This is a genomic window from Nonomuraea phyllanthi (assembly GCF_006334985.2).
Lineage (GTDB): Bacteria > Actinomycetota > Actinomycetes > Streptosporangiales > Streptosporangiaceae > Nonomuraea > Nonomuraea phyllanthi.
Map to the genome: position 1 here is coordinate 60,744 of NZ_VDLX02000017.1, position 17,617 is coordinate 78,360.

The following is a 17,617-nucleotide window of genomic DNA, read 5'->3' on the forward strand; positions in this document are numbered from 1 at the left end:
GTGACCCGCGGCGCCGGGTTTCCTGGACATCGTGAAGAGGGAGAGGCCGTGACCGGTCTGGTCGTCGCCATGGACGGTCCTTCGGGGTCGGGTAAGTCGAGCGTGTCGCGCGGGGTGGCCCGGGCGCTGGGCCTGCGCTATCTCGACACCGGGGCGATGTACCGCGCGATGACCTGGTGGATGCTCCGGCAGGGCGTCGACCTCGCCGATCCCGCCGCCGTCGCGGCCCGCTGCGGCGAGCCGCGCATCGAGTCCGGCACCGACCCCGACGCGCCCACCATCCACGTCGACGGCGTCGACGTGGCGGGGCCGATCAGGGAGGCCGCGGTCACCGCCGCGGTCTCCGCCGTGGCCGCCGTGCCCGAGGTCCGCGTCCGGCTCGTCGCGCTCCAGCGGGAGATCGCCGGCACCGGCGACATCGTGCTCGAAGGCCGCGACATCGGCACGGTCGTCTGCCCCGACGCCACCGTCAAGGTCTACCTGACGGCCAGCGCGGAGGCCCGGGCCAGGCGGCGCAGCGCTGAGGTGGCCGGCTCCACCGTGGCGGCCCAGCAGGAGGCCATGGCCCGGCGCGACGCCCTCGACTCGACACGTAAGACGGACCCACTCTCGATGGCGGCTGGCGCCGTCGAGCTCGACACCACCGCGCTCTCTCTCGATGAGGTGATCGCGGAGGTGCTGAGGCTGGTCGCGGAGCGGAGGAGCTCGGAAGGAGAGAGCGAAGCCAACGAGCTCCGAAGCGGCCGCGACCATGTACGCGAGCGGACCTGACGACCGTCAGGTCCGGTACTCACAAAGGATGAAAATTCATGCCAACGGGGGATTGGGTCGAGGCCGACCTCGACGACCTTGAGATCAGCGAGCACGGCGAGACCACGCCGCTGCCGGTCGTCGCCATCGTGGGCCGGCCCAACGTCGGCAAGTCCACGCTGGTCAACCGCATCATCGGCCGCCGCGAGGCGGTCGTGGAGGACGTGCCGGGCGTGACCCGCGACCGGGTCACCTACGACGCCAACTGGCGCGGCCGCCGCTTCACCGTGGTCGACACCGGCGGCTGGGACCCAGAGGCGACGGGGATGAACCTGCGCATCGCCGAGCAGGCCCAGGTCGCCGTCGAGCTGGCCGACGTCATCGTGTTCGTCGTCGACGCCACCGTGGGCGCGACCGACGCCGACGAGATCGTGGGCTCGGTGCTGCGGCAGTCGGGCAAGCCGGTCATCCTGACCGCCAACAAGGTCGACAACCAGCAGCTGGAGCTGGAGGCCGCCGCGCTGTGGTCCCTCGGGCTCGGCGAGCCGTACCCCGTCTCCGCCCTGCACGGGCGCTCCAGCGGCGACCTGCTCGACGTCGTCCTCGACGCGCTGCCCGAGACGCCCGCCGTCACCTTCGGCGGCGAGCGCGGCCCGGCCCGCGTCGCGCTCCTCGGCAAGCCCAACGTCGGCAAGTCCTCCCTGCTCAACAAGCTGGCGGGGGAGGAGCGGGTGCTGGTCGACCCCATGGCCGGCACCACCCGCGACCCGGTGGACGAGCTGATCGAGCTGGGCGGGCGCACCTGGCGCTTCGTCGACACGGCCGGCATCCGGCGGCGCGACCGCGAGCTGCAGGGCGCCGACTACTACGCGGCCATGCGCACCCGCGCGGCGCTGGAGCGCACCGAGGTGGCGATCGTGCTGATCGACGCCAGCGAGCCGCTCACCGAGCAGGACCTGCGCATCATCGGCCTGGTCATCGAGTCGGGGCGGGCGATGGTGGTGGCGTTCAACAAGTGGGACCTGCTCGACGAGGACCGCCGCTACTACCTGGAGAAGGAGATCGACCGGCAGCTCGTCCGCACCCCGTGGGCGCTGCGGGTCAACATCTCGGCCAAGACCGGGCGGCACGTCGACCGGCTGGTGCCCGCGCTGGAGAAGGCCCTCGACTCGTGGTCCACCCGCGTCCCGACGGCGCGGCTCAACGCGTTCCTGACCGAGCTCGTGCACCAGACGCCGCCGCCGGTGCGGGGCGGCAAGCAGCCGAAGATCCTCTTCGCCACGCAGGCCTCCGTCGAGCCGCCGAAGTTCGTGCTGTTCACCTCCGGGTGGCTGGAGGACACCTACCGGCGTTTCATCGAGCGGCGGATCCGGGAGGAGTTCGGGTTCGCGGGGTCGCCGATCGAGGTCACGATGAAGATTCGGGAGAAGCGCGGCAAGAAGGAGAAATAACGCCTTTGCTCTTCGCGGCGGTGAGCTCGTAGGATCGTCGGCAACACGTTGACGGAGACGAGTAGCCGGCGTTTCCGCACGGGTCAGAGAGCCGCCGGTAGCTGCGAAGGCGGTCCCGAGCCCCGCCGGCGAAGACACTCCCGAGTGCGGGGAGGAAATGCCCCGCCGGTCTGACCCCCGTCATCGGGTCGTGGAGGCCGCCTCACCGCGAGGCGGCGAAAGTGCGGTGGCACCGGGAGCTCCCTTCTCCCCCGCACTCCCAAGGGGTCATGCAATTCCTCGTGAGGAGCTGTGATGATCTCTCGTGTCTTGACGGCGGAGCTCGCTGAGCACGCCGGGCAACGAGTGACGATCGCCGGCTGGGTCCATCGCCGCCGGCAGCTGAAATCCGTGTCCTTCCTCGTCGTCAGGGACCGCGCCGGTCTCGCCCAGGTGGTGGTCGTGGGCGAGCCACCCGGCCTTCCGCGTGAGGAGAGCGTCGTGCAGGTCACGGGCACCGTACGCACCGGCCCGCGCGCCCCCGGCGGCGTCGAGCTGGTGGAGCCGGAGATCGAGGTGCTGTCGGAACCGTCCGAGGCGCCGCCGTTCGACCTGTACCGGCCCGTCGTGGCCGCCGGGCTGCCGACGATCCTCGACCACGCGCCGGTCGCGCTGCGCCATCCGCTGCTCCGGGCGCCGCTGGAGATCTCGGCCGCGAGCGTGGCCGGGTTCAGGCAGGCGCTCGACGGGCTCGGGTTCACCGAGATCCACACCCCGAAGATCGTCGGCTCGGCCACCGAGTCGGGCGCGAACGTCTTCGGCATCGACTACTTCGGCCGGCCCGCCTACCTGGCGCAGTCGCCGCAGTTCTACAAGCAGGCCATGGTGGGCGTGTTCGAGCGGGTGTACGAGGTCGGGCCCGTCTTCCGGGCCGAGCCGCACGACACCGTACGTCACCTCGCCCAGTACACCAGCCTCGACGCCGAGCTGGGCTTCGTCCGCGACCACCGGGACGTCATGGTGGTGCTGCGGGAGGTGGTGGCGGGCATGCTGGAATCCGTACGGGGCCGCGCCGCCGCCGCCGTCGACCTGCTCGGGGCCGTCCTGCCCGAGGTGCCGTCGGAGATCCCGGCCATCCACTTCACCGAGGCGCAGAAGCTGACGGACTCGGAGGAGCCCGACCTGTCTCCCGCGCAGGAGCGGTGGCTGTGCGAGTGGGCGGTGCGGGAACACGGGTCGGAGTTCCTGTTCGTCACCGGCTACCCGATGGAGAAGCGGCCCTTCTACACCCATCCCGACCCGGCGCGGCCCGGCTACTCCAACGGCTTCGACCTGCTGTTCAGAGGGCTGGAGCTGGTGACCGGCGGGCAGCGGCTGCACCGGTACGACGACTACGTCGCCGCGCTCGACGGGGACGTGGCGCCGTACGAGGGGTACCTGCAGGCGTTCCGGTACGGGATGCCGCCGCACGGCGGGTTCGCGCTGGGGCTGGAACGGTGGACGGCGCGGCTGACGGGCGCGGCCAACATCCGCCAGATCACCGCCTTCCCCCGCGACCTCCACCGCCTGTCACCGTAGGCGGCTGACGGCGGCGGGCCACCCTCCGGGGTGAGCCCGCCGCCGCGGTCCGCGTGGCGACGCGCTGTCGGCACGCGGACCGCGGACAGTTGTCATTCATTTGATTGAATGAATGCTAGTCTTCCCCGTATGGCTTCGAGAAGATCGCCTGGCCCGGAAGAGCGTGGCCGCGCCGCGGAGCAGACGCGGGAGCGCATCCTCGCCGCCGCCGTGCGCGAGTTCGGCGCCAAGGGCTACGCGGGCGCGCGCACGGCGGGCATCGCCGCCCGGGCCGGCGTCAACCAGCAGCTGATCTCCTACTACTTCGGCGGCAAGCAGGGCCTGCTCGACGAGCTGCGCAGGCGCTGGCAGGAGAGCCAGGCCGGCAGGGTTCCGGAGGGTGCCTCCCTGGCCGAGTCCGTCGGCGCCCACCTCGACGCGACGCTCGACAACCCCGACTGGGCCCGGCTCGTGGTCTGGCAGGCGCTCGGCGACTGCCCGTTCGCCGACGCCGAGGACGGCAGGCGGCAGGCCGAGAGCCGGCGGGCCGAGCTGGCCGCCGCGGTGGACAACGCCCGGCGCCGCCAGGAGGACGGCGAGCTCAGGGCCGGGCTGGATCCCAGGTTCGCGCTGCTCGCCGCGTACGCGATCGTCTTCGCGCCCATCACGATGCCGCAGTTCGTCCGCGACATCCTCGACGGCGACCCGCTGTCGCCGGAGATCCGCGAGCTGTTGCGCACCCAGCTCGTCGCCCTGCTCACCGAGGACCAGGGAGGTCCCGCACGATGATCACGGTCGTTTTCGGCGCAAGGGGAAACGTGGGCCGCCACGTCGCCGCGGGTCTGCGCGCGGCAGGACGCCCGCTCCGCCTGACGAGCAGGACCCCCGGCGCGGCGGCCGCCATGCCCGGCCAGGCCGCCGGGCCTCTCGGCGGCCTCGCGGGCGAGAGCGTCGAGGTGGTGGCGGCCGACCTGGACCGGCCCGACACCCTGCCCGCCGCGCTGGAGGGCGCCACGAGCGCCTTCATCTACGCCAAGCCCGACGGGATCGACGGTTTCCTGAAGGCGGCCCGCGCGGCGGGGGTGCGGCACGTGGTCCTGCTGTCGTCCGCGGCGGTCGTCCTGCCCCGTTCCGGCGGCAACCCGATCGCCCGGCAGCACCGCGCCGTCGAGTCGGCCATCGAGGATTCCGGCCTGTCCTGGACGTTCATCCGGCCGGGGATGTTCGCCACCAACACCCTGTGGTGGTGGGGCGGGCCGATCAGGAAGGGCGAGGCCGTCCGGCTGCCGTACCCCGACGCGATGACCGCGCCCGTCAGCGAGCGCGACATGGCCGCCCTCGCGGTGACGGCGCTGACGGAGCCGGGGCACGGGCGGCAGGCGTACACCGTGTACGGGCCCCAGGTGCTCACGCTGCGGGAGCTGGTCGGGCACATCGGCGCGGCACTAGGCCGGGAGATCACCGTCGAGAAGGTGACGCCCGAGGAGGCGCGGGCCGATCTCGGCGAGGTCATGCCGCCCGCAGGGGTGGAGGTGATCATGCGTGCGTGGGCGGCGGGCGTCGAGACGGTCCCCGAGATCACCACCATCGTGCCGAAGCTCACCGGCCGGCCCGCGCAGACCTTCGCCGACTGGGCGCACGCCCACGCCGGCGACTTCCGCCCCTGACGCCCCCTACCGGCGGACGCCCGCCCCGGCGCGGGGCACCATCAGCGCCACCGCCGCGCCCACCAGGCAGATGAACGCCGTGACCAGGAACATCTCGGTGTACTCCGTGTGCAGCGCCGCCTGCACCTTCGCGGTGTACTCCGCCAGTTGCCGCTGGTACGTGACCGCGTCCACGCCGAACGGGAGCGGCGTGTCCAGATGGGCGGTCAGCGACTGGAACCGGTGGAAACCCCACGCCGACACGGCCGCGATGCCGATCAGCATGCCCATCATCCTGGCCACCACGACCGCCGCCGACGCCACGCCGTGCTGGGCGGCCGGGCTGACGCGCAGCACCGCCGAGGACACGGGGGCGATGACCAGGCCCAGTCCGAGCCCGGCCACCACCAGGTCGAGGTCCACGACCAGGCCCGCGCTCTCGAGGTCGAGCGGCCACCGGCTCATCAGCCAGTAGCCCGCCGCGCCCACCGCCATCCCCGCCACCGCCACGACGCGCTCGCCCAGCGCGCGGCCGATGACGCCGCCGAGCAGGGCGCCGGCGGTGAGCGCGGCCAGGAACCTGGCCAGCACAAGCGACGCTCCCAGCGCGTCCTCGCCGAGCAGCGTCTGGGCGGTGAGCTGGACGAACACCATGGTCACCAGCAGCGCGGCCCCGGCCAGGAAGCTGACGGCCAGGGTGGCGAGCAGGGGGCCCTTGCGGGCGGCGGACAGGTCGAGGAGGCGGACCGGCGAGCGGATCTCCCACCACACGAAGATCCCGCCCGCCACGAGCCCCGCCGCGATCAGCGCCAGGCCCCACGGGGGGAGCAGGGACTCGGCCGGGTCGGGGTTGTAGAGGCCCACGACCAGCAGGCCGAGCGCCAGGGCCAGCAGCGCCCCGCCGGTGACGTCCACCCGCCGCCCGGCCCCACCCCGGAAGCTCTCCTTACGGCCGCCCAGGTCCGCGACGACGGCTCCCGCCCCGCCCGTCTCCACCTCGGCCGTTTCCACGGCGCCCGTCTCAGCTGCGGCGGCGGTCGGCCGTGGTGCCGGCTCCGTGGTGCCGACCGCCTGGGGTGCCGCCTCCGTGCCGCCGGAGACCCTGGACGCCGCGTTCACCGTGCCGTGCGTACGTGTCGCCGCGTCCTGGCGGCGCTCGCCCGGCGTGCCGGAGGGGACCGTGAGGTGCACCGCGACCGCGGCCAGGGCGGCGAGCGGGACGTTGATCCAGAAGATGGCGTGCCAGCCCCCCAGCTCCACCCCCGCCACCACGGTCGCCGGGATCCCCGCCACCACCCCGCCGTACAGGGGCCCGAGCGCGCTGCCGAGCTCCTGCGCCGCCCCCACGGCCCCGAGCGCCACCGGCCGCTCGTGCTCGTCCCACAGGTCGCCGATGAGGGCCATCGTGATGGGCAGCAGCGCCCCGCCGGCCACACCCTGGACGGTGCGCCCGGCCACCACCATCACCTCGCCCGCGGACAGCGCCGTCAGCACCGACCCGAGCGCGAACGCGGCCAGGCAGGCGTGGATGAGCGGCCGCCGCCCGAAGCGGTCGGACAACTGGCCGAGCAGCGGCATCGCGGCCACGTACCCCAGCAGGAAGCCCGTGACGATCGGCGTGGCCCGCTCCAGGTGGTTCAGCGGGATGCCGACGTCCGCGGCCACGTCGACCAGGACCGTCACCACCACGTAGGCGTCGAGCGCGGCCAGCAGCACCACCGCGCCCCCGGCGCCGAGCACGACCCGGCGGGCGCGCCTCATCCGGCCGCGGGCGGCGTGATCGTGACCGGCGCGTCGTAGTCGCTGAACGACACCGTCACCGTGCCGTTCTGCAGCGGCAGGCTGACCTTGGTGAGCCGGCTGGTGGCCTTGTCGAGCCAGACCGTGCCGTTGACGCCCTGCTGGACGCCCGGGATGATCTGGCCGAGCACCTGCGCGGGGAACGTCGTGGCCACCCGGTAGGTGTCACCCTCCAGCGCCTCCACCTTGGGGTCGGTGACCGAGGTGAGCAGCTGCGCGATGCCCTTGGCGGGGTCGAGGATCACCGAGGGGTCGTAGAACTGCGCCAGCTGCTGCCGCGTCATCTTCTGGAAGCCGCCCGTCGGGCCCTTGAAGTGGACGGTGTCGCCGACCAGGGAGAAGCTGACCTCCTGCAGGGTGCCCAGGATGTCGATGGTGATCGTCCCGTCGGCGTCGCCGGCGGCGGTGAGGCGGCCGTCGGCCTTCCTCACCGGCACCTTCGGCTCGCCCTCCGTCGCGATCGAGAAGCCGGCCGACTTGACCGCCTTCATGGCCTCCGCGGCCTTCTTCATCAGGTCGGGACCGGCGGGCAGCTCGTCGCCGCCGCCCGACGAGCACGCCGACACCAGCGCGAGAACGACCACGACGAGGAGCTTTCTGAGCATGACCGGATCGTAGCGAGCGCCGGAAACCTCCGTGAGCCGTCGCGGATATCGGTTGGGTCGCGGATGCCGGGGCGGCGGGCCGCGGAGGGTCAGCGCAGCTTCTTCAGGTGCTCGACGATGGGCTCGTAGGCCGCCTCGAGCGCGTCGAGCTGGTCGTCGGTGAGCCGGTCGACGAAGTGCTCGCGCACGCTCGCCACGTGGTGCGGCGCCACCCGCTGGATCGTGTCCCAGCCGTCGTCGGTCAGCACCGCGAACGTGCCCCGCCGGTCGTCGCGGCACTCCTCCCTCGTCACCAGGCCCTTGGCCTCCATGCGGGAGATCTGGTGCGACAGGCGGCTGCGCGACTGGATGGTCGCGTCCGCGAGGTCGCTCATCCGCATGCGCCGGTCCTGGCTCTCCGACAGGTTGACCAGGATCTCGTAGTCGTTCAGCGAGAGCTGATGCTCCTGCAGCTCCCGGTCGAGCCGGTGCAGGAGCAGCTTGTGCAGCGCCAGATGCGTACGCCAGGCACGCTGTTCGGCGGGTGAAAGCCAGCGAGGCGCGCTCATGATCCCCAATCTAGCGCACGTAGAGTGAAGCGCCATGGAGCAGCAGGAGAGCCTGGGCACCGTCCTGGTCGCCGGCGCGGCCAACCTGACGATCGCGCTCGCCAAGCTCGTCGCCGGCCTCATCAGCGGCTCGGCGGCCATGCTGTCGGAGGCGGCCCACTCGACCGCCGACACCGTGACGGAGCTCCTCCTCCTGGTGTCGGTACGCCGGGGCAGCCGCCCCGCCGACCGGCGGCATCCGTTCGGGCACGGCAAGGCCGGGTTCGTCTGGGCGATGATGGCGGCCGTCGCGACGCTGGTGGGCGGCGCCGGGTTCTCGATCACGCACGGCGTGCACGAGATCAGCCACGGCGAGGAGCTGTCGAACCTCACCCCCTCCTACATCGTGCTGGCCGTCGCGTTCGCCATCGAGTCCGTCTCGCTCGCCAAGGCGCTCTCGCAGCTGCGCAGCCAGGCCGCGCGCTACCAGATCCATCCGGTACGCCTGGTGCGCACCACGTCCGACACCGCGCTGAAGGCCGTGGTGTTCGAGGACACGGCCGCCCTGGTGGGCCTGGTCGTCGCGGCCGCCGGGCTGCTCGGCTCGCAGCTGTCGGGCTCGGCGCTGTGGGACGGCGCGGCGTCGGTCGCGATCGGGCTGCTCCTGCTGGTGGTGGCGATCACCCTGATCCAGTCGAACCTGTCGCTGCTCATCGGCCAGGCGGCGCCCCAGCGGATCCAGACCGGCATCCGGGCCGTGCTGCTGGCCTCGCCCGAGGTGGAGGACGTGGTCGAGCTGCTGACCATGATGATCGGGCCCGGATCCGTCCTGGTGGCCGCGAAGATCGACTTCCGGGACGAGGCCAGCGCGGCGGGGCTGGAGATCGCCTGCGACGAGGTGGACCGGCGGCTGCGCGAGCGGTTTCCCGGGATCCGGCAGGTCTTCCTCGACCCGACCCCGACCCTGCGCCGCTGAGCCTCGGCGTCAGGGGATGGGCACCCTCCTGGCGGGGGCGTCGGTGACGACGGCCACCCTGATGTCGGGGCCGATGCTCCACTCCAGCAGGTGCCGGCCGGTCAGGTCGTCGCCGCCCGCGCTCAGCCGGTCGAGCGTCAGCTCGCCCCGCTTGATCAGCGCCTCCTTGCGCGTCCAGTGCCTGATCAGCTCGTCGTTGCCGGTGACCATCGCGCGCTCGCGCGGCGTGAGCACCCGGTCGGCGAGCCCCGGGTCCAGCGGCCCCGGCGGCACGTGCTCGGCGTCCACGCCGACCTTGCCCGGCCCGGCCGCCGCGCACACGTAGCCGCGCGTGTGGCTGAAGCTGACGCCGAGGTCGGGGGCCTCCTCGATGGACGGCCTGCCGTGCCCCGGGCCGTGCAGGTCGCAGTGCTGCCGCAGCGTCAGGGTGGAGGGGTCCGCGTCGAGCGCGGCGGCGGCGCACAGCCGTACGAGGAGATGGGCGGCCACGAAGCTGGCCCGGTCCGCCTCGAACCGGAACCGCCCGGCCCGCTCCACCTCAACCTCGGTGAGCCAGTCCTCGGGGGCGCGCACCTCGTCGGGGCGGCCGCCCATCGCTAAGGGTCCGATGGTCAGTCCTCAGGTCTTCTCGTCTCCGGAAGGGTGTCGTGATCCTTCGCGGCCGCGCAGGGCACGGCCGCGCGGGGCCATTCTCCATGCTTTCACGGCCCGCGGCGGCGCGTTGATCTTTCGCCGGCTCCGCCGAGGCCGCCCGCTTCTGCCGAACAGCTGGTGCGCCCCCCTTGACTCCGCGCCCGCCGGATTGTTTGCCTGGACCCAGGGTTGGAAGACTGAGGGCAGAGGTGGTGCAGATGCTCATCGGGACAATCCTTCGCGCCAAGGGCGGTGACGTGGCGACCGTGACGCCGGAAGCGACGGTGCACGAGTTGCTGGCCACGCTCGCGGAGCGCAACATCGGCGCCGTGGTGGTCTCCACCGACGGCGTCACCATCGAGGGCATCGTGTCCGAGCGCGATGTCGTGCGCCGGCTCCACGACCGCGGCTCCGCGATCCTCGAGGGTCCGGTGTCGGCGATCATGACCACCGAGGTGCACACGGTGGGGCCCGGCGACAACGTCGAGGCGCTGCGGGGCATCATGACCACGCAGCGGTTCCGGCACATGCCGGTCGTCGAGCAGGGCCGGCTCGTCGGCATCGTGAGCATCGGCGACGTGGTCAAGAGCGCGATCGAGGAGCTGGAGACGGAGAAGGCGTCGCTCGTCGACTACCTGCACCGTTGACAGGGATGGCACGCTTGGTCCGTGATGTACGGGCCGCCCCCTCCTGAATACCCGCGTGCGACGAGCAGTCCGCCGATCATCGTGCTCGTCGCAGGGCTCGCCGCCCTGCTGGGGTTCCTGCTGGGGGTGTTCGTCGGGTTCGGCGCGGCCACGCCGTCGGCCGAGGAGGAGCCCGCGCCCGAGGTCACGGTCACGGTCGAGGAGTCGCCGTCGGGGCAGCCCCAGGTCTCGGACCCGGCCCAGGAGGCTCCGCCCGGGAACGGGCAGCCCTCCGCCAGCCTGCCCGCCGACCAGCCGCCGGCGAGCCAGCCGGCGAACCAGCCCCCGGCCAGCCAGCCCGCCGGTCAGCCAGCCAGCCCGCCCGCCGGTCAGCCCACGACCGGCCAGACGCCGCCGGGCCAGAACCAGCCGGGGCAGGGGCAGCCCAGCTCCGGGACGGGCACCGACCCGGCGATCAACCCCGTCTCGCTCCGTACGATGATCGTCGGCAAGGACATCCAGCCCGGCACCTACCGCACCACCGGCCCGACCGCGGGGTTCACCATGTGCTACTGGGCCAGGCTGCGCAGCGCGACCGGCGACGTGATCGCGACCGGCATGCCGACGGGGGCCGCGAGCGTCACCATCCAGGCCACGGACAAGGCGTTCCTGACCGGCGGCTGCGCGGAGTGGACGAAAGCCTGACGCCCTCGCGCGTCTCCCGCCCCCAGAACCCCTGCTCCACGGGCGGCGAACGCTTTACCCTATGGCGAGCAGCGATGTTCGAGGAACAGGAAGCAGGATGACATGTCGGTACTGAAGAGCTTCGTGGAGAGCGTCCGCAGCGGGGCGATCGAGGTGATCGACCTGACCGCGCCTCTGTCGTCCGACACGCCGATCCTCCAGTTGCCCGAGCCGTTCGGCAACACGATCCCGTTCCGCCTGGAGGAGATCAGCCGCTACGACGACCGCGGCCCCGGCTGGTACTGGAACGACATCCACACGGGCGAGCACGCCGGCACGCACTTCGACGCGCCCGTCCACTGGATCACCGGCCGCGACGGCGAGGACGTCTCCCAGGTGCCCGCGCGCAGTCTCATCGCGCCCGCCGTCGTGCTCGACTTCTCCGCCGAGTCCGCCAAGGACCCCGACTTCCTGCTCCAGATCGACCACGTCAAGGAGTGGGAGCGTGCCAACGGGCCGCTGCCCGAGGGCGGCTGGCTGCTCTACCGCACCGGCTGGGACACCCGGGCCGGCGACCAGGCCGCCTTCCTGAACGCCGACGAGTCGGGCCCCCACACGCCCGGCGTCTCCGTGGAGTGCGCCGAGTGGCTCGCCTCCTCGACCTCCATCCTGGGGTTCGGCGTGGAGACCGTCGGCACCGACGCGGGCGCCGCGCACTCCTTCGACCCCGCCTTCCCGTGCCACTCCTACCTGCTGGGGGCGGGCAAGTACGGCCTGACCCAGCTGCGCAACCTCGACCGGCTCCCGGTGACCGGCGCCGTCGTGGTCGCGCCGCCGCTGCCCATCCTGGGCGGCTCCGGCAGCCCCGTACGCGTGCTCGCCCTGGTGGAGCGTTGATCGTCGCCGAGGCCGTGGGGCGGGCCCTGGCCGCCTGCGGCGTCGACGCCGTCTTCGGGGTGGTCGGCAGCGGCAACTTCCACGTCACCAACGCCCTCGTGGCCGCCGGCGTGCGCTTCGTCGCCGCCCGCCACGAGGGCGGGGCCGCCACGATGGCCGACGCGTACGCGCGGATGAGCGGGCGGGTGGGGGTCGTGTCCGTCCACCAGGGCCCCGGGCTGACGAACGCCCTGACCGGCCTCACGGAGGCGGCCAAGAGCCGCACGCCGCTCATCCTGCTGGCGGGGGAGGCCACGGAGGCGCGCTCCAACTTCCACATCGACCAGCCGACACTGGCCGCCGCGGTGGGCGCGGTGCCGCTCCGCGTCGCCACGCCGGAGGAGGCGGTGCCGCGGGCGGTGGAGGCGTACCGGACGGCGGTGGAGGAGCGGCGCGCGGTGCTGCTGAACCTGCCCCTCGACGTCCAGGCCGATTCCTGCCCCGGCCCCCTCCCGGAGCCGCCCGCCACCGCACCGGAGTCCGTGGCCGGGCGGCAGGCGGGAGGACCGGGCGCCGGCGGGGCTCTGTCGGACTACGAGGTGGGGGAGTTGGCGTGGTGGCTCGCCGAGGCCGATCGGCCGGTGTTCATCGCCGGGCGCGGGGCTCGGCACGCGCGCCGGGAACTGGAGGACCTGGCCGAGCGGGCGGGCGCCCTGCTCGCCACCTCCGCCGTCGCGAAGGGCCTTTTCCGGGGCAGCCCATGGGACCTCGACGTGAGCGGCGGCTTCGCGACCCCGCTGGCCGCCGAGCTCATCCGGGGCGCCGATCTCGTGGTCGCGTGGGGCTGTTCCCTGAACATGTGGACCACCCGCCACGTCACGCTGATCTCCCCGAAGGCGAGAGTGGTCAAGGTCGACCTGGACGCGACCGCCTTCACGGCGCACGCGCGCGCCGACCTGGGCGTGACGGGCGACGTGGCCGCCGTCGCCGAGTCGGTGGCCGGCCAGCTCACGCCGCGGCGCGGCTACCGGTCCGACGACATCGCGGCGCGCATCAGGGCCGAGGGGCGCTGGCGGGACGTGCCGTACGAGGACGAGAGCGGCGGCGGCCGGATCGACCCGAGGACGCTCACGATCGGCCTGGACGACCTGCTGCCGCGCGAGCGCGTCGTCGCCGTGGATTCCGGGAATTTCATGGGATATCCATCGATGTTCCTCGACGTACCGGATGAGGGCGGGTTCTGCTTCACGCAGGCGTTCCAGTCGGTCGGGCTGGGGCTCGCGACGGCGATCGGCGCGGCGGTGGCGCAGCCGGACCGGCTGCCGGTGGCCGCGCTCGGCGACGGCGGCGCGCTCATGGGCCTCGCCGAGCTGGAGACCGTCGTACGGCTCGGCCTGCCGATGGTGGTCGTGGTGTACGACGACGAGGCGTACGGCGCCGAAGTGCACCATTTCGGGCCGCACGGGCACCCGCTCGACACGGTCAGGTTCCCGCCCGCCGATCTCGCCGCCATCGCGCGCGGCCACGGCTTCGACGCCGTCACGGTGACCGAGCCGTCCCACCTGGCGGGCGTGGCCGGCTGGCTGGACGGGCCGCGCGACCGGCCGCTCATGGTGCACGCCAAGGTCACCGGGGAGCGCGGCTCCTGGTGGCTGGAGGAGGCGTTCAAGGGCCACTGACCCCGGGGGCGCGCGCGGCGTCAGAGCTTGCGGTACGCGCGCGCCTCCTCGGCCGCCTCCAGCACGTCGGCCAGCGCCGCGCCCGCGCCCGCCGCCACCGCCGCCGCGATGGCCCCCTCCACGAACGGCACGTCGGCCACCACCACCCGCCCGTCCTCCTCCAGCAGGCGGGCGGTCAGCACCGAGCTGCCCAGGTCGGGGATGAGCAGCACGCCGTCGCCCTGGTCGACGTCGCGCAGCGCCGCCTCGATGAGGTCCACGCTCGTGCCGAGACCGCCGTCATCCGTGCCGCCGGCCGCCGCCACCGGCGTCCCGGGACCGGCGATCCCGCGGGCCAGCGCCGCCGCCTCGGCCGCCAGCCCCGCGCTGTGCGCCACGAGCACGATCCCCACCATCACGCCACCACGGAGGCGAGGGCCGCCATGAACAGGGCGGCCGAGGCCGCGCCGGGGTCCTCGTGCCCGACGCTGCGCTCGCCCAGGTAGCTGGCCCGGCCCTTGCGGGCCTGCATCGGGATGGTGGCCTTGGCGCCCTCCTCGGCCGCCCTGGCCGCCTGCCGGAACGCCTCCCGCACCCCCACCCCGTCGCGTACGGCCAGCGCCAGCGCCCGCGAGGCCGGGGTCAGCGCGTCGACCATGGTCTTGTCGCCCGGCACGGCCTTGCCCAGCCGTTCGAGCGCCACCACGCCGTCCTCGAACGCCGCCGCGAACCCGGCCAGCGTCACCGGCGACTCCAGCGACTTGGCCATCTGCCGGAACACGGACCCGTACAGCGGCCCGGAAGCGCCCCCGACGCGGCGGATCAGCGTCGCGCCCGCCGTGGCCAGCACCTGGCCCGGCGTCTCGGGCGGTGACCCGTCCAGCGCCGCGCGGACCTCGGTGAGGCCGCGGTCGAGGTTGGTGCCGTGGTCGGCGTCGCCGATCGCGGCGTCCAGCCTGGTCAGGCGGTCGCGCTCGTCGTGCACCATCCTGGCCGCCGCCTCGAACCAGGCCACGAACACGTCGGCCTCCATCAGCGCCCCCAGCGCAGCCCCGGCGTCTCGACCGGAGCGTCCCACAGGCGGGTGAGCGTGTCGTCGAGCAGGCAGACGGACACGGAGAAGCCCTGCATGTCGAGGCTCGTCACGTAGTTGCCCACGAGCGAGCGCGCCACCCGGGCCCCCTTGCCCTTGACGAACGCCGCCACCTCGGCGAAGACGATGTACAGCTCCATGAGCGGGGTCGAGCCCATGCCGTTCACCATGACCAGCAGGTCGCCCCGGAGCGGCAGGTCGCCGTGGATCGCCTCCATGGCGGCCCCGGCCAGCTCGCGCGCCGACACCATCGGCCCCCTGGCCCGGCCCGGCTCGCCGTGGATGCCGATGCCCAGCTCCACGTCCGAGTCCGGCAGGTCGAACGTCGGCTTGCCCGCGTGCGGCGTCGTGCACGACGTCAGCGCGATGCCGAACGACCTGCTGCGCTCGTCCACCTCGCCCGCCACCAGCGCGACCTGGTCGAGCGGCGCGCCCGCCTCGGCCAGCGCGCCCGCCATCTTCTCCACGAACAGCGTCGCCCCGGTGCCGCGCCGCCCCGCCGTGTAGAGGGAGTCCTGGACGGCCACGTCGTCGTCGATCAGCACGCTCGCCACCCGGACGTCCTCGACGAGCTCGGCGGCCATCTCGAAGTTCAGCACGTCGCCGGTGTAGTTCTTGACGATGTGCAGGACACCCGCGCCGCCGTCGACCGCCCTGGTCGCGTCGATGATCTGGTCGGGGACGGGGGAGGTGAAGATCTCGCCGGGGCAGGCGGCGTCGAGCATGCCGTAGCCGACGAAACCGACGTGGAGCGGCTCGTGCCCCGAGCCGCCGCCCGACACGAGCCCGACCTTCCCGGCCCGCGGGCCCTCGGCCCGGTAGACCACGCGGTCGCGGACCAGCAGGGAGGGATGGGCCGCGGCCATGCCGTTCAGTGCGTCCTCAACGACGGAATCGGCCGTGTTGATGAGCTTCTTCATGGTGAGAAGATCTGCCCACTTTCACGAGCACGCAAGCGTCGGAGCGCCGCGCCCCGCCGGGGAACGCGGCTCCCTGCTACCGTGACACGTGCCCGAGTAGGCTACCTTCTGGTCATGGCTGAGATCGTGTACCCGCCGGTGATCGCCGCCGCGCGGACCCTGTTTCGCGTGCTCGACGTCCGCTTCCACATGGAGGGTACGCAGCACGTGCCGCGGACCGGGGGAGCGGTGCTGGTGAGCAACCACATCAGCTACCTCGACTTCATCTTCGCCGGGTTCGCCGCCCTGCCCTCCCACCGGCTGGTGCGGTTCATGGCCAAGCAGGACGTGTTCGACCACCGGATCTCCGGGCCGCTGATGCGCGGGATGCACCACATCCCGGTGGATCGCGGCGCGGGCGCCGGCTCCTACGCCACCGCGCTGCGGATGCTCAAGGCCGGAGAGGTGGTGGGAGTCTTCGCGGAGGCCACGATCAGCCGGTCCTTCACCGTCAAGGAGATCAAGAACGGCGCCATCCGCATGGCCCAGGCCACGAACACGCCGGTCATCCCGGTCGCGCTCTGGGGCAGCCAGCGCTTCTGGACCAAGGGGCGGCCGCGCAAGCTGACCCAGCGGCACATCCCGATGACCGTGCTGGTGGGGGAGCCGATGCACCCCAAGCGCGGCGAGAACGTCAACGACCATGCGGCCGACCTGCACACCCGGCTGTCGGCGCTGGTGGACCGGGCGCAGCGCACCTACCCCGAGGTGCCGCCGGGGGTGTGGTGGCAGCCCGCCCACCTGGGCGGCACCGCGCCGACCCCGGAGGAGGCGGCGAAGATGGACGCGGACGAGGCGGCGTCGCGGGCCGCGCGGGACGACTGACCTCGCGGACGAGGCGGCGTCGCGCGCTCGCGGAACGGCTGACCGCCCGTCGAAGGAACCTCACCGGCGCCGATCGCGGGAACGGGATCGGCGCCGGCGCGGCGGGGCTCCTCAACCGCGGGTGATCGGGGTCAGATGGCGGCCTGGTAGGCGCTGGCGCGCATGCCGGCCAGCAGCCCCGCCGTCTGCTCCGGCGTGTAGCGGCGCACCGGGTCGTGGTGGAGCAGCCCCTCGATCAGCGGCCGCATGAGCCCGGCCCGCCGGGGCGGCGGGTAGGGGCCGCTGCGGGCCATGCCGAGCACCGTGGCCGCGTCCTGCCCGGGGTAGGGCGGCTGGCCCTCGACGGCGCTGTAGAGGGTGGCGCCGAAGGACCACATGTCGGCCTCCTTGCTGGCCGGCCCGCCGTGCAGCCGCTCGGGCGCCATGAACGCGGGCGTGCCGCGCAGCCGCCGGGAGGTGGTCATGCGGATGTCGCCCTCGGCGGTCGCGATGCCGAAGTCGGTCAGCACCACCCGGTCACCGGTCAGCATGACGTTGGCGGGCTTGACGTCGCGGTGCAGCACCCCGGCCTGGTGGGCGGTGCGCAGCGCGGCGAGCAGGTGCTGGCCGATGGCGGCCACCGACTGCGCGGGCAGCGTGCCCACCTGGGAGAGCAACTGGTGCAACGACAACCCGTCGAGGTATTCCATCACGATCCAGAGCTTGCCGCCCTCTTCGATCAGGTCGTGCACCGTGACGATGTTGGGATGCGTGAGTCCCGCGGCCATCCTGGCCTCACGCAGCACCCGGCGGCGCACCATCTCGACCTCTCCGGCCAAGGTCAGCTCCTTGAGCGCCACCGTACGGTGGAGGAGCTGATCGAACGCACGCCAGACGACGCCCATACCCCCACGACCGGCCTCCTCGTTCAGGAGGTACCGTCCGCCGATCTCCCGCATACCATCCCCTCATGCTCGGGGATAATCATGTCAC

At 73.0% G+C, this 17,617-nt stretch carries 19 protein-coding genes; 11 read left to right on the plus strand and 8 right to left on the minus strand.

What is annotated here, in order from left to right; all coding sequences use genetic code 11:
* Nucleotides 1-48: 48 nt before the first annotated feature.
* The 5 genes from cmk to FH608_RS36625 all read left to right on the plus strand — a co-directional run bounded on the left by cmk (nucleotide 49) and on the right by FH608_RS36625 (nucleotide 5,404).
* A complete protein-coding gene (cmk, locus tag FH608_RS36605) occupies nucleotides 49-771 on the plus strand; it encodes a (d)CMP kinase (RefSeq protein ID WP_226900224.1) in 723 nt (240 codons plus the stop codon).
* Between the two features lie 38 nt (nucleotides 772-809).
* The gene (der, locus tag FH608_RS36610; RefSeq protein WP_139634969.1) at nucleotides 810-2,201 is read left to right on the plus strand and encodes a ribosome biogenesis GTPase Der; all 1,392 of its coding nucleotides are present in this window, start codon (nucleotides 810-812) and stop codon (nucleotides 2,199-2,201) included.
* 294 nt (nucleotides 2,202-2,495) lie between these two features.
* Nucleotides 2,496-3,758, plus strand: coding sequence for an aspartate--tRNA(Asn) ligase (aspS, locus tag FH608_RS36615; protein WP_139634970.1), 1,263 nt, complete (start codon nucleotides 2,496-2,498; stop codon nucleotides 3,756-3,758).
* A gap of 129 nt (nucleotides 3,759-3,887) precedes the next feature.
* Entirely contained in the window at nucleotides 3,888-4,526 is a 639-nt protein-coding gene (locus FH608_RS36620; protein WP_226900225.1) for a TetR/AcrR family transcriptional regulator, read from the plus strand.
* Nucleotides 4,523-5,404: an NAD(P)H-binding protein gene (locus FH608_RS36625; protein WP_139634972.1), complete on the plus strand. Its 882-nt coding sequence runs from the start codon at nucleotides 4,523-4,525 to the stop codon at nucleotides 5,402-5,404. Before FH608_RS36620 ends, FH608_RS36625 begins: the two co-directional genes overlap by 4 nt.
* 6 nt (nucleotides 5,405-5,410) lie before the next feature.
* Here FH608_RS36625 and FH608_RS36630 read toward each other — a convergent pair whose 3' ends face one another.
* The 3 genes from FH608_RS36630 to FH608_RS36640 form a co-directional block, all read right to left on the minus strand.
* The gene (locus FH608_RS36630) at nucleotides 5,411-7,144 is read right to left on the minus strand and encodes an MFS transporter (protein ID WP_226900226.1); all 1,734 of its coding nucleotides are present in this window, start codon (nucleotides 7,142-7,144) and stop codon (nucleotides 5,411-5,413) included.
* Entirely contained in the window at nucleotides 7,141-7,788 is a 648-nt protein-coding gene (locus FH608_RS36635; RefSeq protein WP_139634973.1) for an LppX_LprAFG lipoprotein, read from the minus strand. The genes FH608_RS36630 and FH608_RS36635 overlap by 4 nt, the downstream gene beginning before the upstream one ends.
* An 89-nt stretch (nucleotides 7,789-7,877) precedes the next feature.
* Nucleotides 7,878-8,336, minus strand: coding sequence for a MarR family winged helix-turn-helix transcriptional regulator (locus tag FH608_RS36640; protein WP_139634974.1), 459 nt, complete (start codon nucleotides 8,334-8,336; stop codon nucleotides 7,878-7,880).
* 34 nt (nucleotides 8,337-8,370) lie between these two features.
* Here FH608_RS36640 and FH608_RS36645 point away from each other — a divergent pair, with 34 nt between their 5' ends.
* A complete protein-coding gene (locus tag FH608_RS36645) occupies nucleotides 8,371-9,291 on the plus strand; it encodes a cation diffusion facilitator family transporter (RefSeq protein WP_139634975.1) in 921 nt (306 codons plus the stop codon).
* 9 nt (nucleotides 9,292-9,300) lie between these two features.
* Here the strand turns inward: FH608_RS36645 and FH608_RS36650 are convergent, their stop codons facing one another.
* Nucleotides 9,301-9,885: a 4'-phosphopantetheinyl transferase family protein gene (locus FH608_RS36650; RefSeq protein ID WP_139634976.1), complete on the minus strand. Its 585-nt coding sequence runs from the start codon at nucleotides 9,883-9,885 to the stop codon at nucleotides 9,301-9,303.
* Between the two features lie 257 nt (nucleotides 9,886-10,142).
* Between FH608_RS36650 and FH608_RS36655 the strand changes: the two genes are divergently transcribed.
* The 4 genes from FH608_RS36655 (at nucleotide 10,143) to FH608_RS36670 (ending at nucleotide 13,789) form a co-directional block, all read left to right on the plus strand.
* Entirely contained in the window at nucleotides 10,143-10,571 is a 429-nt protein-coding gene (locus FH608_RS36655; RefSeq protein ID WP_139634977.1) for a CBS domain-containing protein, read from the plus strand.
* An 81-nt stretch (nucleotides 10,572-10,652) separates the two neighbouring features.
* Nucleotides 10,653-11,255, plus strand: a complete 603-nt coding sequence (locus FH608_RS36660; RefSeq protein ID WP_139634978.1) for a hypothetical protein — start codon at nucleotides 10,653-10,655, stop codon at nucleotides 11,253-11,255.
* A 102-nt stretch (nucleotides 11,256-11,357) separates the two neighbouring features.
* The gene (locus FH608_RS36665) at nucleotides 11,358-12,131 is read left to right on the plus strand and encodes a cyclase family protein (RefSeq protein WP_139634979.1); all 774 of its coding nucleotides are present in this window, start codon (nucleotides 11,358-11,360) and stop codon (nucleotides 12,129-12,131) included.
* Nucleotides 12,128-13,789 (plus strand): thiamine pyrophosphate-binding protein, encoded by a 1,662-nt coding sequence (locus tag FH608_RS36670; RefSeq protein WP_139634980.1) that lies wholly within the window; start codon nucleotides 12,128-12,130, stop codon nucleotides 13,787-13,789. Before FH608_RS36665 ends, FH608_RS36670 begins: the two co-directional genes overlap by 4 nt.
* Nucleotides 13,790-13,809: 20 nt before the next feature.
* Here FH608_RS36670 and FH608_RS36675 read toward each other — a convergent pair whose 3' ends face one another.
* Genes FH608_RS36675 through dhaK form a run of 3 tightly spaced genes read right to left on the minus strand, consistent with a single transcriptional unit; the run spans nucleotide 13,810 to nucleotide 15,781 of the window.
* On the minus strand, nucleotides 13,810-14,184 hold the full coding sequence (locus FH608_RS36675; RefSeq protein ID WP_139634981.1) for a PTS-dependent dihydroxyacetone kinase phosphotransferase subunit DhaM: 375 nt from the start codon (nucleotides 14,182-14,184) through the stop codon (nucleotides 13,810-13,812).
* Nucleotides 14,184-14,801 carry a dihydroxyacetone kinase subunit DhaL gene (gene dhaL / locus FH608_RS36680; RefSeq protein ID WP_139634982.1) on the minus strand — a complete coding sequence of 206 codons (618 nt, stop codon included), beginning with the start codon at nucleotides 14,799-14,801 and terminating at the stop codon, nucleotides 14,184-14,186. Before dhaL ends, FH608_RS36675 begins: the two co-directional genes overlap by 1 nt.
* Nucleotides 14,801-15,781, minus strand: coding sequence for a dihydroxyacetone kinase subunit DhaK (gene dhaK, locus FH608_RS36685; protein ID WP_139634983.1), 981 nt, complete (start codon nucleotides 15,779-15,781; stop codon nucleotides 14,801-14,803). The genes dhaL and dhaK overlap by 1 nt, the downstream gene beginning before the upstream one ends.
* Before the next feature lie 114 nt (nucleotides 15,782-15,895).
* Between dhaK and FH608_RS36690 the strand changes: the two genes are divergently transcribed.
* Nucleotides 15,896-16,645, plus strand: coding sequence for a lysophospholipid acyltransferase family protein (locus tag FH608_RS36690; RefSeq protein ID WP_139634984.1), 750 nt, complete (start codon nucleotides 15,896-15,898; stop codon nucleotides 16,643-16,645).
* A 131-nt stretch (nucleotides 16,646-16,776) separates the two neighbouring features.
* On the opposite strand, the gene FH608_RS36695 is transcribed toward FH608_RS36690, so the two are convergent.
* Nucleotides 16,777-17,583: a serine/threonine-protein kinase gene (locus FH608_RS36695; RefSeq protein ID WP_139634985.1), complete on the minus strand. Its 807-nt coding sequence runs from the start codon at nucleotides 17,581-17,583 to the stop codon at nucleotides 16,777-16,779.
* Between the last annotated feature and the right edge of the window lie 34 nt (nucleotides 17,584-17,617).